Raw genomic sequence first — 13,696 nt, forward strand, 5'->3', positions numbered from 1 at the left:
GCGCCGGACGATCATCGCAACCCCCGGCGGGCGCTACCGCGGCGCCGCCCGCTCCAGCAGCTCCTGGAGCACGGACTGCTCGTCGGGCGTGAGGGCGGCCAGCGGCGAGCCCTCGGTCAGCAGGCCCAGCAGGCGCTCCCGCAGGCCGGCGCCCTCCTGGGTGAGCACCAGCAGCTTGGCCCGGCGGTCGCTCGGATGGGGGCGGCGCTCCACGACCCCCTGCTGCTCCAGCCGGTCGATGACGAACGTGGCGTTGGAGGGCTCGCATCCCATGCGCCCCGCCAGGTCGCTCATGGTCATCGGGCCGGTCAGCTCGCGCAGCGCCACCGCCTGGGCGGTGGTGAGGTCGAGCGCGGCCGCGCGTTCCCTGACGTGCCCCTCGATGTGCCTGGCGAGCGTGCCCACCAGGCCGCAGAGGTTCCGCTCGGCCGCGGCCCGCGCTTCGGCTTCGGACGTTGTCATACCCCAAAACTACCTCAAGCTTGGATGTTTGCAACTTGAAAGGTTCTAGCTATAAGTTTCCGCCATGAGCACTTCTGAGAGCCTTCGTCTGCGCCGCCCGTCCACCCTCCGGTCGCTGCGGGTCGGCGACCTCAAGGTCACGTTCGTGCCCGACGGGAGCGTGCGGCTCAAGCCGTACGGCTGGCTGCCGGGCACCACCGAGCGCGACTGGGCCGAGAACGCCGACCACCTGGACGAGACCGGCAACCTCGTGGCCGGCATCGGCGGCCTGCTGGTGGAGGCGGGCGAGCGGGCCCTGCTGATCGACGCGGGGGTGGGCCCGGTGCACCAGCCGGACGACCCGGCCGACCCGCTGATCGGCGAACTGCGCGGCGGCGACCTGCTGGACAACCTCGCCCGGCTGGGCCGCCGTCCCGAGGACGTCGAGGCGGTGGCCTTCACCCACCTGCACATCGACCACATCGGCTGGGCCTGGCGCCCGGCCGCCGGCGGGCCCGCGTTCCCGTCCGCCGCGTTCCTGTTCGCCGAGCCCGAATGGACCGAGCGCCACCGGACCCTCGACTTCGGCACGCCGGCGGAGGCCCTGACGACCATGGCCCCCCGGGTCAGGACGTTCGGCGACGGCGAGGAGATCTTCCCCGGCGTGCGGGCCACGTTCGCGCCCGGCCACACCGCCGGGCACACCGCCTACACGATCACCTCGGGCGGACAGCGGCTGCTGGCCTTCGGCGACGCCCTGCACTCCCCCGTGCAGGTGCGCCGTCCCGAGTGGCCGGCCGGCTCCGACCTGGACAGCGTGGCGTCGACCGTGCACCGGCGGCGGCTGGTCGAGGAGCTGCTGCGGCCGGACACGATCGGCTTCGGCATCCACTTCGCCGACGTGGTCTTCGGCCGCGCGCGGAACACGGCCGAAGGACCGGTCTGGGAGCCCGTGGCCTAGGGAGTGGCGGCGGGGGTGCCGTGCCAGCTCGCCCACAGGGCCGCGTACGAGCCGCCCTCGGCGACCAGCTCCTCGTGCGGGCCCAGCTCGGTGATCCGGCCGTCCTCCACGACGGCCACCCGGTCGGCGTCGTGCGCGGTGTAGAGCCGGTGGGCGATGGCGATCACCGTACGGCCCTCCAGGACGGCGGCCAGCGAACGTTCCAGGTGGCGCGCGGCCCGCGGGTCGATCAGCGAGGTGGCCTCGTCGAGCACCAGCGTGTGCGGGTCGGCCAGGACCAGCCGGGCCAGCGCGAGCTGCTGGGCCTGCGCGGGCGGCACGGCGGTGCCGCCGGACCCGACCTCGGTCTCCAGGCCCTCGGGCAGCGTCCGCACCCAGTCGAGCGCGTCGACGGCGGCCAGCGCCGCGCGTACCGCCGCGTCGTCCGCGCCGGGGCGGGCGATCAGCAGGTTGTCGCGGACGGTGCCCTTGAACACGTGGTGCTCCTGGGTGACCAGCGCGACGTGCCCGCGCAGGTCGTCGAGCGGCAGCTCGACCAGCGGCACGCCGCCCACGCTGACCTCGCCGGTGCGCGGCCCGTGGATGCCGGCCAGCAGCCGCCCGAGCGTCGACTTGCCGGCCCCCGACGGGCCGACCATGGCCAGCCGCTCACCCGGCTCGACGGTCAGCGACACGCCGTGCAGCACGTCGCGGCCCTCGCGGTAGGCGTACCTGACGTCGTCGGCCCGCAGCAGCTCGCCGGCCGGGCGGGCCGCGGAGGGCGCGCGGTCGTCGGGCACGTTGGCCACGCCGAGCAGCCGGGCCATGGCCGCGCCGCCCACCTGGAGCTCGTCGATCCACATGAGGAACCGGTCGAGCGGGTCGATGAGCTGCTGGGCGTAGACCAGGGCGGCGGTGACCTGCTGGACCGTCACCCAGTCGTTGGTGTAGAACAGGCCGCCGACCAGCAGCGTGGAGACCACCGGGATCACGTAGCCGAGCTCGACCGCGGGGAACCAGAGCGTCCGCAGGCCCAGGGTGTAGCGCTCGGCGGCGTAGGAGCGGCGGATGTCGCCGTCGGTGCGCGCGCGCCGGCGTTCCTGGAGGCCGAGCGCCTCCACGGCCCGCGCGCCCTCGACGGTCTCGGCCAGGCCCTCGGTCATGTCGGCGTACGCGGCGTTCTCGCGCAGGTAGCCGTCGCGCGCCCGCTTGAGGTACCAGCGGGTGGCGAACCAGATCAGCGGGCCGGCGACCAGCATCGGCAACATGAGCAGCGGGCTGACCAGCACCAGCGCGCCCATGGTGATCACGAAGGTGACCAGCGCGATGAGCGTCTCGGGCACGGCGTGCCGGACGGTCCTGGACAACGAGTCGACGTCGCGGGAGGTACGGGTGATCAGGTCGCCGGCGCCCGCCCGCTCGACCGTGGACAGCGGCAGGCCGAGCACCCGGTCGACGAACTCCTCCCGCAGCTCGGCCAGCACCTTCTCGCCCAACCTGGCCGAGGCCAGCACGGCGAAGCGGACCAGCAGGCCCTGGAGGAACAGGAACGCGCCGATGACGACGGCCACCAGCAGCCCGTCGACCTCGCCGCCGTCCTGGACGGTCTGGACCAGGCTGCCGAGCTGCCACGGCACGACGAGCCCGGCGACGGCGGCCAGGCCGTGCAGGGCCAGGGCGACGGTGAGCTGCCGCGGGTACTTCAGCGTCAGCCTGCGCGCGTAGGCGCGCACCTGTCTCCGGTCGGCGACCGGCAGGATCTCGCGGGCCACGGTCAGCCCTCCCCTCGGGTCACGGTCGCGGCGTACTCGGGGGACGCGTCCAGCAGGTGCCGGTGTGTCCCCTCGGCCAGCACCCGGCCGCCGGCCACGTAGACCACGTGGTCGGCCCGGTCGAGCACCAGCGGGCTGGTCGTGCAGATCATGGTGGTGCGGCCCGCGCGCGCCTTGGCCAGCCGCTCGGCGATGCGCGCCTCGCTGTGGGCGTCGACGGCGCTGGTGGGCTCGACCAGGATGAGCACCTCGGGGTCGGCGACCAGGGCCCGCGCCAGGCGCAGGCGCTGCTGCTGGCCGCCGGAGAACTCGCGCCCGGCCTCGGACACCTGGGCGTCGAGGCCGTCGGGCAGCGCCTCGACGATGTCCTCGGCGCAGGCGGCGTGCAGGGCGGCGCGCACGTCTTCGTCGGTGGCCGCGTCGCGGACGTCGAGCTCGTCCCTGAGCCTGCCGGTGAACAGGCGGGCGTCGTTGCCGGCGACCAGGATGCGCGCGCGGATCTCGGCAATGGGCAGCGAGGCCAGCTCGACGGCGCCGAAGGTGACGTCGCCGGGCGCGTACCGGCCGAGGCGGTCGGCGATGGCGGCGGCCTCCTCGGGCGCGTCGGCGGCGACGGCGGTGAGCATGCCGGGCTGGAGGGTGACGCCGCTGTAGCAGTCGCGCAGCACGCCGCCGCCGCTGGTCTCGGTGCCGCCGGCGACCTCGGGCTCGATGGCCAGGATGCGGATGACGCGGCGGGCCGCGACGTGGCCCTTGGTGAGCTTGTCAGCGGCCTCGGTCAAGGTGCGCAGCGGGCCGATGAGGAAGGCGGCGTAGCCGTAGAGCGCGACGAGGTCGCCGGTGCTGATCTCGCCGCCGACCGCGAACGTGGCGCCGATGCCGGTGACGACCGCGATGAGCAGGCCGGGCAGCAGGATCTGGGCGCCTTCGAGCAGCGACTCGACCCGGGCCACGCCCACCCCGGCGTGCCGCACGCGCTGGGACTCCTCGCCGTAGCGGCCGGCGAACACCTGCTCGCCGCCGATGCCGCGGAGCACCCGCAGGCCGGCCACGATGTCGGCGGCCCTGGTGGACAGGTCGCCGGTCAGCTCGCGCTGCCGCTTCTGCCGCCGGTGCAGCGGCTTGAGCAGCGGCGAGACGGCGAGCGCCATGAGCGGCACGCCGAACAGCACAAGCAGCCCGAGCGGGACGGAGGTGGTCAGCAGGATCACGGTGACCGCGACGATGGCCACGACGGACCCGGTGCCGCGCAGCAGGATGTCCATGGAGCTGCCGATGTGGGCGATGTCGGAGTTGCCGACGCTGACGACCTCGCCGGTCGAGACCTTCTTGGGCAGCGTCGCCCCGAGCCTGGCGGCCTGCCGCGCGGTCACCTGGACGGTGCGGTAGGCGGCCGACAACCAGTTGAACACCGCCATCCGGTGCCGCATGATCCCGGTGAACGCCTGCAGCAGCCCCAGCCCGAGCAGGATCGCCGCCCAGGTCAGCAGCGCCCGGGTGTCCTTGGCGGTGACCGCGTCGATGCCCTTGCCGAGCACCGCGGGCACGAGCGCCTGCACCAGCCACCACAGGGTGGCGAAGCCGATGCCGGCGAGCAGGGCACGCCCCTGACGCCGCGCGTTCCACCACAGGTAGCGGAGCGGGCTGCGGATGTCGGGCAGGCCGGGATCGGCCTCAGGAAGGGAGCGCATGACCTGACAAGGTTGACAAGCCGGCGCCCGGCCCGGCAAACGGTTTTTCGCCTGGCTAACGATCGGGCACGTGCCTGAACGTGCGCACGGTGTAGGCCAACGTGACCAGGGCGGTCAGCGCGAGCAGCAGGTAGCCCACGGTGTACGACCCGGACGCGCCGTAGACGGCCCCCATCACCAGCGGCGGGAAGTACCCGCCGAGCCCGCCGGCCGCGCCCACGAGCCCCGTCACCGTCCCCACCTTCGACGCCTCGACGAGCTGGGCCACCAGGGCGAAGACGCCGCCCGTGCCGAGCCCGAGGAAGAAGGCGATGAGCACGAAGCAGGCCCCGGCGGGCACCTCGGCGGGCGGCCGGAACGACAGCGCGACCGCCATCACGACCGTCCCGGCCAGCGAGATGAGCAGCACCCTGACCGGCCCGATCCGGTCGGACAACGTGCCGCCGATCGGCCGGGCGGCGACGGCGGCGATCGAGAACCCGGCCGCGCGCAGCCCGGCGCCCGTCTGGGCGAAGTGGTAGACGTTCTGGAGCAGGGTCGGCAGGTACGTCGAGAACGCCACGAAGCCGCCGAAGGTGACGGCGTACAGGAAGGCGCACTGCCAGGTGGCCCTGAGCTTCGTGGCCTCGCGCATCCTGGGCAGGGCCGGGGCGGTGGCGGGCGACCAGGCGGGCGAGTCGCGGCTGCCGCCGATCATGATCACGCCCATCAGGGCGAGCACCGCGGCCATGAGCAGGTGGGTCGGGAACCGGCCGAAGTCCTCCACCAGGCGGGGGGTGAAGAACGCCGACAGCGCGGTCCCGCCCATGCCGGCGCCGAACACGCCGGTGGCGAACCCTCTGCGGGCGGGCTCGTACCAGGCGTTGACGAACGGGATGCCGATGGCGAACGACGTGCCGGGGATGCCCAGCAGGAACCCCCAGAACAGCAGCCACCCGTACGACTCGGACCAGCCCACGAACAGGACGGGCACGATCGACACGAAACAGATGACCGCGAACATGCGCCGCCCGCCGAGCCGGTCGGCCAGCACGCCCACCGGGATGCGGCCGAGCGAGCCGACCAGCACCGGGATCGCGACCAGCAGCGAGGTCTGTGTCGCGGACAGGTGCAGCTGCCTGCTGTAACTGCCCGACAGGGGGCCGATGAGGTTCCAGGCCCAGAACGTCACGGCGAAGGCCGCCGTGGCCAGCGCCAGGTTCCGCACCTGACCTTTACGGAGCACAGACATACACCCTGTGTAACAGAGGGTTACCTTCTGTGATGAAGTGGGGGTATGAGCGCCGAGGATCTCCTGCTGAAGACCGGTCGGTTCCTCCGCAGATCGGCCACCAGTGGTGACCTGCGGACTCTCTACCTGAAAGGCGGCACGGAAGGCGACGCGTTCTACCGCGACCGGTGGAGTCACGACAAGGTGGTGCGCTCGACGCACGGCGTGAACTGCACGGGTTCGTGCTCGTGGAAGGTGTTCGTCAAGGACGGCATCATCACCTGGGAGACGCAGGAGACCGACTATCCGGGCGTGGGCCCCGACCGGCCGGAGTACGAGCCGCGCGGCTGCCCGCGCGGGGCGGCCTTCTCCTGGTACACCTACTCGCCGACCCGGATCCGCTACCCGTACGCGCGGGGCGTGCTGGTCCAGCTCTACCTGGAGGCACGGGAGCGGCTGGGCGACCCGGTGGCCGCCTGGGCGGAGGTCACCACCGATCCGGAGAAGCGGGCGAGCTACCAGGGCGCGCGCGGCCGGGGCGGGCTCGTCCGGGTGACCTGGGACCTGGCCGTCGAGATGATCGCCGCGGCGCACGTGCACACCATCCAGGCGTACGGGCCCGACCGGGTCGCGGGGTTCTCGCCCATCCCGGCGATGTCGATGGTCTCGCACGCCGTCGGCTCCCGGTTCGTGTCGCTGATCGGCGGCACGATGCTCTCCTTCTACGACTGGTACGCCGACCTGCCGGTGGCCTCGCCGCAGGTGTTCGGCGACCAGACCGACGTCCCGGAGTCGGCCGACTGGTGGGACGCCGCGTACCTGGTGATGTGGGGCTCCAACGTCCCGGTCACCCGCACGCCGGACGCCCACTGGATGGCCGAGGCGCGCTACCGGGGCCAGAAGGTCGTGGTGGTCTCGCCGGACTACAACGACGCGGCCAAGTTCGCCGACGAGTTCCTGAGCGTGCGTCCCGGCACGGACGGCGCCCTGGCCATGGCCATGGGCCACGTGCTGCTGAAGGAGTTCTTCGTCGACCGGGAGGTGCCCTACTTCACCGGCTACGTCAAGCGCTGCACCGACCTGCCCTTCCTGGTCACGCTGCGCGAGCACGAGGACGCGTACGTGCCGGACAAGTTCCTCACGGCCAAGGACCTGGGCTCGGCGGAGGAGGCGGCCGAGTGGAAGACCGTGCTCATGGCCGGGTCCGGCGAGCCGGTGGTGCCGAACGGCTCGGTCGGCTTCCGCTGGACCGACTCGGGCGAGGGCCGCTGGAACCTCGACCTGGACGTCGACCCGAAGCTCACCCTGTACGGCGGCGAGTCGGCCCAGCTCCTGCTGCCGCGCTTCGACGGCGAGGGCTCCCTGCGCCGCGGCGTGCCGGTCGCCCGCGTCGGCGGACGGCTGGTGACCACGGTGTTCGACCTGCTGCTCGCCCAGTACGGCGTCCCCAGGCCGGGCCTGCCGGGCGTCTGGCCGGGCGGGTACGACGACGCGGCCGAGCCGTACACGCCGGGCTGGCAGGAGCCGGTCACCGGCGTCCCGGCCGAGCGGGTGGTCAAGATCACCCGTGAGTTCGCCAGGACGGCCGAGACCACCCGCGGCCGATGCATGATCATCATGGGCGCGGGCGCCACCCAGTGGTTCCACGGCGACACCATCTACCGGGCGTTCCTGTCGCTGCTGCTGCTGACCGGCTGCCAGGGGCGCAACGGCGGCGGCTGGGCCCATTACGTCGGCCAGGAGAAGTGCCGTCCGCAGAGCGGCTGGGCGGTGCTGGCCGGCGCGCTCGACTGGTCGCGCCCGCCGCGGCAGGCGCCCGGCACGCCGTACTGGTACCTGCACACCGACCAGTGGCGTTACGACCGGTTCGACGCGGGCGCGCTGGCCTCGCCGCTCGGGCCCGGCGCGTTCCGCGGCCGGCACACGGCCGACCTGGTGGCCGAGGCCGTGCGCAACGGCTGGATGCCCATGTCGCCCGCCTTCGACCGCAACCCGCTGGAGCTGGGCGAGCAGGAAGACCCCGTGGCGTACACGCTGGAGGAGCTGCGGCGGGGCAGGCTCCGGCACGCCGCCGAGGACCCCGACGACCCGGCCAACTGGCCGCGGGTGCTGACCCTGTGGCGGTCCAACCTGCTCGGCTCGTCGGCCAAGGGCAACGAGTACTTCCTGCACCACCTGCTCGGCGCCACGTCCAACCTGGAGCACCCCGACCCCGAGGCGCCGAAGGGCAAGCTGGACCTGCTGCTCACGCTCGACTTCCGGATGACGTCCTCGACGGTCTACTCCGACATCGTGCTGCCCGCTGCCACCTGGTACGAGAAGTACGACCTGTCCTCGACGGACATGCACCCGTTCGTGCACGCGTTCAACCCGGCCATCTCGCCGCCCTGGGAGACCAGGACGGACTTCGCCGCCTTCCACGCCATCGCCCGGGCCTTCAGCGCGCTGGCCAAGGAGCGGCTGGGGGTGCGCAAGGACGTCGTGGTGGTCCCGTACCAGCACGACACGCCGGGCGAGACCGGGCAGCCCGGCGGGCGCGCGTCCGGCGCGCCGGAGCCGACGCTGAAGGTGGTCGAGCGCGACTACGGCGCGGTCGCGGAGCAGCTGGCCGCGCTCGGCCCGCTCACCGAGCGGCTCGGCCTCCAGGTCAAGGGCGTGACCTTCATGCCGGACGAGGAGGTCGCCTGGCTCGGCCAGCGCTGCGGCCTGGTGCCGCGCGGCGTGGCCAAGGGCCGCCCCGAGCTGGACACCGACGCCAAGGCGTGCGAGACGATCCTCGCGCTGTCCGGGGTGAGCAACGGCAGGCTGGCCGCCCAGGGCTTCCGCCAGCTCGCCCGGCGCACCGGCCGGAGCTTCGACGACCTGATCGACGAGGGCCACCGCATCGTCTTCGCCGACACCCAGGCCCGGCCCACGCACGTCGCGGCCAGCCCGGAGTGGTCGGGCAAGGAGGCGCACGACCGCCGCTACTCGCCGTTCACGATCAACGTCGAGAACGGCAAGCCCTGGCACACGCTCACCGGCCGCATGCACTTCTTCCTCGACCACGACTGGATGCACGAGTACGGCGAGGCCCTGCCGGTCTACCGCCCGCCGCTGGACATGGCCGAGCTCTTCGGCGAGAGCGCCACCCTGCGCTACCTGACCCCGCACTCCAAGTGGTCGATCCACTCCGAGTACCAGGACAACCTGCTCATGTTGTCGCTGTCGCGCGGCGGCCCGACCATCTGGATGTCCACCGAGGACGCCACCCGGCTCGGCATCGCCGACAACGACTGGATCGAGGCGGTCAACCGCAACGGCGTCGTGGTGGCCAGGGCCATCGTGTCCCACCGCATGCCGCAGGGCACGGTCTACATGTTCCACGCCCAGGACCGCCTGATCGACGTGCCGAAGTCGGAGGAGACCGGCCGCCGCGGCGGCATCCACAACGCGCTGACCAGGGTGCTGATCAAGCCCACGCACATGATCGGCGGCTACGCCCAGCTCTCGTACGCCTTCAACTACCTCGGCCCCACGGGCAACCAGCGGGACGAGGTCACCACCATTCGCCGCAGGTCGCAGGAGGTGCGCTACTGATGAAGATCATGGCTCAGATCGCCATGGTGATGAACCTGGACAAGTGCATCGGCTGTCACACCTGTTCCGTCACCTGCAAACAGACCTGGACCAACCGTCCCGGCGTCGAGTACGTCTGGTTCAACAACGTCGAGACCCGCCCCGGCCAGGGCTACCCCCGCCGGTACGAGGACCAGGAACGCTGGCGGGGCGGCTGGAAGCTCGACCGCAGGGGCCGGCTGACACTGCGCGCCGGAGGACGGTTCCGCAAGCTGGCCAACATCTTCGCCAACCCGCTCATGCCCTCCATCCAGGACTACTACGAGCCCTGGACCTACGACTACGAGAACCTGACCCGCGCCCCGCTGTCCGACGACGTCCCGGTGGCGCCGCCGAGGTCGCTGATCAGCAACGAGCCCATGAAGATCCGCTGGAGCGCGAACTGGGACGACAACCTGGGCGGCGACCCGTCCCCCGACCCGGTGCTGGGGAAGCTGTCGGAGCAGGTCAGGCTGGAGTTCGAGCAGGCGTACATGTTCTACCTGCCGCGCATCTGCGAGCACTGCCTGAACCCGTCCTGCGTGGCCTCGTGCCCGTCGGGGGCCATGTACAAGCGGGCCGAGGACGGGATCGTCCTGGTGGACCAGGACAGCTGCCGGGGCTGGCGGATGTGCGTGACGGGGTGCCCGTACAAGAAGGTGTACTTCAACCACCGGACCGGCAAGGCCGAGAAGTGCACGTTCTGCTACCCGCGGGTCGAGGTGGGGCTGCCGACGGTGTGCTCGGAGACCTGCGTGGGCCGCCTGCGCTATCTCGGGGTGCTGCTCTACGACGCCGACCGGGTGAGCCAGGCCGCCTCGGTGGCCGACGAGCGGGACCTGTACGAGGCCCAGCTCGGCGTCTTCGTCGATCCCGACGACCCGGCCGTGGCCGCGTCGGGGCTGCCCGCCGACTGGATCGAGGCGGCCCGCAGATCCCCGGTCTACGACCTGATCATGAAATATCGCATCGCGCTCCCCCTGCACCCGGAGTACCGGACGTTGCCGATGGTCTGGTACGTCCCGCCGCTCTCCCCCGTCGTGGACGCCCTGGCGAACACCGGGCACGACGGCGAGGACGCCGACAACCTGTTCGCCGCCATCGAGTCGCTGCGCATCCCCGTGGAGTACCTGGCCGAGCTGTTCACCGCGGGCGATCCCGTCCCGGTGACGGCCGCGCTGCGCCGTCTGGCCGCGATGCGCTCGTACATGCGGGGGGTCAACCTGGGGCAGGAGCCGGTCCTGCCGGACACCGGCCTGACCGAGGACGACATCAGGGCCATGTACCGCCTGCTGGCCCTGGCCAAGTACGAGGACCGGTACGTGATCCCGACCGCGTACGGCAACGTGCCCGGCGTGGTCGAGGAGGCCGGCTGCAGCCTCGACTACTACGGCGGCCCCGGCATGCAGGCCCCCTTCGGAGAGGCGTCGGGCAAGCCGCTGCCGGTCTCCGTCGAGTCCTTCCACGGCCTCAAGGACCGCCAGACCAGCGACGAGATCACCCACGACCGGGTGAACCTCCTCAACTGGGACGGCCGGGGCATTCCAGCAGGACTCTTCCCACCAAAAAAGGGAAAATCATGAACAAGGCCGTGATCTGGCAGGCCGCCGCGCACCTGCTCGCCTACCCCGACGAACGTTTCCACCGCCGCCTGCCGCTGATCAAGGAGGCCGCCGAGCCGCATTTCGCGGCGTTCCTGGCACGGATCGCGGACATGGACGCGGGCGACCTGGCCGCGCACTACGTCGACACGTTCGACCTGCACCGGCGCTGCTGCCTCTACCTGACCTACTACACCGACGGCGACACCCGCCGCCGCGGGGCGTCCCTGGCCGCGCTCAAGCAGCGTTACCGCGTGGCCGGCTGGGAGCTGATGGACGACGAGCTGCCCGACTTCCTGCCGGTCGTGCTGGAGTTCGCGGCGCTCGACCCGTCCGGGGCGGCGCTGCTGCGGGAGCATCGCATCGGGCTCGATCTGCTGCTGTCCGCCCTGACCGAGCTGGGCTCGCCGTACGCGGAGGTGATCGGGGTGGTGTGCGCGGCCCTGCCGCCGCCCACGGCCGCCGAACGCGCCGCGGCGCACCGCCTGGCCGCCGGGGGGCCGCCCGCCGAGACCGTGGGAGGGTACCGGTGAGCTGGGGCGAGAGCATCTTGTGGGTGGTCGCGCCGTACGTCACCCTGGTGATCTTCATCGGCGGCCTGATCTGGCGGTACCGGTACGACAAGTTCGGCTGGACCACACGCTCGTCGCAGCTCTACGAGAGCCCGCTGCTGCGCGTGGCCAGCCCGGTGTTCCACTACGGCCTGATCTTCGTGATCATCGGGCACGTGACCGGCCTGCTCGTCCCGCTCTCCTGGACGGACGCGATCGGCGTGTCGAACGAGGCGTACCACGCCAACGCCCTGATCTGGGGCGGCCTGGCCGGGCTGGCCACGCTGGTGGCGCTGGCCCTGCTGGTCTACCGCCGCCGCACGAACGGGCCCGTCTTCCTGGCCACGACGAAGAACGACAAGACCATGTACGTGGTGCTCGCCGCGGCGATCGTCGCGGGCGTGGTGACGACGGTGGCGGGCTTCGTGCCGAGCGAGGTGAGCTACCGGACGACGGTCGCCCCCTGGTTCCGCGGCATCTTCGTGCTCGCCCCGGACGCCACCGCGATGGGGCAGGCGAGCATCCTTTACAAGGTGCACACCGTGATCGGGATGGCGTTGTTCGTGCTTTTCCCGTTCAGCCGCCTCGTGCACGCCCTTTCGGCGCCGATCACCTATTTGTTCCGCCCTTACATCGTGTATCGGGCCCGGTCCCGATAGCGCGCCGCGCCGCCCGGAACGGGGGCCGGTGCGTCAGAATCGTTGGCTGTGGAGCACGGGTACACCAACAGCACGGTCGGCGACGGCGCTCTGGTCGTCAAGTGTTACCAGGGCCCGGAGGCCGCCTTCAGGCTGGGCACGGAGAGCAGATACCTGCGCCGGCTGCGCGGCCGGCTGCCGGTGCCGCGCGTGCACCAGATCACCGCCACGAGCCTGACCACCCGCTTCGTGGCCGGCGCCCACGGCCAGGACCTGCTGGACGAGGGCCGCGCCGCCGAGGTGCTGGCCGAGTGCGGCCGGGTCCTGGCCCGCATCCACCGCCTCGGCATCGTGCACGGCGACTACGGGCCCCAGAACCTGCTGTTCGACCCCGCCACGTTCGAGACCACCGCGATCCTCGACTGGGAGTGGGCCCATCCGGGCCGGCCGGTGGAGGACCTCGCCTGGTGCGAGTGGATCGTCCGCAGCCACCACCCCGAGCACGTCTCCCTGCTGCCGCGCTTCTTCGACGCCTACGGCGGCCCGGTGCCGTCCTGGGCCGAGCGGCAGGCGTCGATGGTGGCGCGCTGCCGCGACCTGCTGGAGTTCTGCGGCAGGTGGGAGCCGGGCGGGGGCGGCGAGAAGTTGTGGCGCGAACGCCTCGACCGCACCGCCGCCTGGAGCGCCTGACGCGTCCCGCGGTGCCCGAGCCCCGGGGGCGAGGCCCGGACGTCCTGACGGGGATCAGCCGCAGTGGCTCCAGCCGCTGGTCCACACGTACGGCGACTCGTCCCAGGCGCCGCCCCACTTGACGCAGGTGTCCACGGCCGACAGGATCACCGGCCCCGCGTACGACTTGAACTCACCGGCGTCGGTCCTGGTCGCGCCGCCCTGCACGCTCAGCGTCGCCCGCATCCACCGCGTGTACGGCGTCTTGTTGACCGTCACCACGCAGTTCTTGCCGGTGCCGGAGTTGTAGGACAGGTAGATCGTGCCCAGCGCCGTGCTGCCGGACTTGAACGGGTGCGAGTCGATGACGCGGAACCCGGACCCGCACACGCCGGCCGGGTCCACGGCGGCGACGGCGGCCTGTGCGGGCAGGGCGCTCGCCAGACCGCAGGCGAGCACGCCCGCGGCGAAGAGCGTCTTGGTGATGGTGCGCATGTTCATCCTTACTGTCGCTCTGAACGCCCGTCAGCTTCGCGCAGCGAGTGATCAAGAAAGCGAACGGCAGGCGAACAACACACAAATGCGA

At 71.9% G+C, this 13,696-nt stretch carries 11 protein-coding genes; 6 read left to right on the forward strand and 5 right to left on the reverse strand.

The genetic code is table 11. From position 1 onward, the window contains the following. Positions 1 to 33: 33 nt before the first annotated feature. Positions 34 to 462 carry a MarR family winged helix-turn-helix transcriptional regulator gene (locus tag ABT158_RS12720; RefSeq protein ID WP_352352900.1) on the reverse strand — a complete coding sequence of 143 codons (429 nt, stop codon included), beginning with the start codon at positions 460 to 462 and terminating at the stop codon, positions 34 to 36. A 64-nt stretch (positions 463 to 526) separates the two neighbouring features. Between ABT158_RS12720 and ABT158_RS12725 the strand changes: the two genes are divergently transcribed. Beyond that, a complete protein-coding gene (locus ABT158_RS12725) occupies positions 527 to 1,402 on the forward strand; it encodes an MBL fold metallo-hydrolase (RefSeq protein WP_352352901.1) in 876 nt (291 codons plus the stop codon). Here ABT158_RS12725 and ABT158_RS12730 read toward each other — a convergent pair. From ABT158_RS12730 to ABT158_RS12740, 3 genes are read right to left on the reverse strand one after another with little or no spacing between them, the layout of a single operon-like run. After that, a complete protein-coding gene (locus ABT158_RS12730; RefSeq protein WP_352352902.1) occupies positions 1,399 to 3,153 on the reverse strand; it encodes an ABC transporter ATP-binding protein in 1,755 nt (584 codons plus the stop codon). The genes ABT158_RS12725 and ABT158_RS12730 overlap by 4 nt on opposite strands. Positions 3,154 to 3,155: 2 nt before the next feature. Then, the gene (locus tag ABT158_RS12735) at positions 3,156 to 4,844 is read right to left on the reverse strand and encodes an ABC transporter ATP-binding protein (RefSeq protein ID WP_352352903.1); all 1,689 of its coding nucleotides are present in this window, start codon (positions 4,842 to 4,844) and stop codon (positions 3,156 to 3,158) included. Between the two features lie 55 nt (positions 4,845 to 4,899). Beyond that, a complete protein-coding gene (locus ABT158_RS12740; RefSeq protein ID WP_352352904.1) occupies positions 4,900 to 6,075 on the reverse strand; it encodes an MFS transporter in 1,176 nt (391 codons plus the stop codon). A gap of 45 nt (positions 6,076 to 6,120) precedes the next feature. Between ABT158_RS12740 and ABT158_RS12745 the strand changes: the two genes are divergently transcribed. From ABT158_RS12745 to ABT158_RS12765, 5 genes are read left to right on the forward strand one after another with little or no spacing between them, the layout of a single operon-like run. Next, the gene (locus tag ABT158_RS12745; protein WP_352352905.1) at positions 6,121 to 9,633 is read left to right on the forward strand and encodes a nitrate reductase subunit alpha; all 3,513 of its coding nucleotides are present in this window, start codon (positions 6,121 to 6,123) and stop codon (positions 9,631 to 9,633) included. Beyond that, entirely contained in the window at positions 9,633 to 11,234 is a 1,602-nt protein-coding gene (gene narH, locus ABT158_RS12750; RefSeq protein WP_352352906.1) for a nitrate reductase subunit beta, read from the forward strand. The genes ABT158_RS12745 and narH overlap by 1 nt, the downstream gene beginning before the upstream one ends. Further along, positions 11,231 to 11,785: a nitrate reductase molybdenum cofactor assembly chaperone gene (gene narJ / locus ABT158_RS12755; RefSeq protein ID WP_352352907.1), complete on the forward strand. Its 555-nt coding sequence runs from the start codon at positions 11,231 to 11,233 to the stop codon at positions 11,783 to 11,785. The genes narH and narJ overlap by 4 nt, the downstream gene beginning before the upstream one ends. Then, positions 11,782 to 12,462, forward strand: coding sequence for a respiratory nitrate reductase subunit gamma (gene narI, locus ABT158_RS12760; protein WP_352352908.1), 681 nt, complete (start codon positions 11,782 to 11,784; stop codon positions 12,460 to 12,462). The genes narJ and narI overlap by 4 nt, the downstream gene beginning before the upstream one ends. A gap of 48 nt (positions 12,463 to 12,510) precedes the next feature. Beyond that, the gene (locus ABT158_RS12765) at positions 12,511 to 13,131 is read left to right on the forward strand and encodes a phosphotransferase (RefSeq protein WP_352352909.1); all 621 of its coding nucleotides are present in this window, start codon (positions 12,511 to 12,513) and stop codon (positions 13,129 to 13,131) included. Positions 13,132 to 13,185: 54 nt separating this feature from the next. Here the strand turns inward: ABT158_RS12765 and ABT158_RS12770 are convergent, their stop codons facing one another. After that, a complete protein-coding gene (locus ABT158_RS12770) occupies positions 13,186 to 13,605 on the reverse strand; it encodes a spore-associated protein A (protein ID WP_352352910.1) in 420 nt (139 codons plus the stop codon). Positions 13,606 to 13,696: the final 91 nt, after the last annotated feature.

The organism is Nonomuraea sp. NPDC001636, assembly GCF_040298265.1.
In the GTDB taxonomy this organism is placed as follows: Bacteria; Actinomycetota; Actinomycetes; order Streptosporangiales; family Streptosporangiaceae; genus Nonomuraea.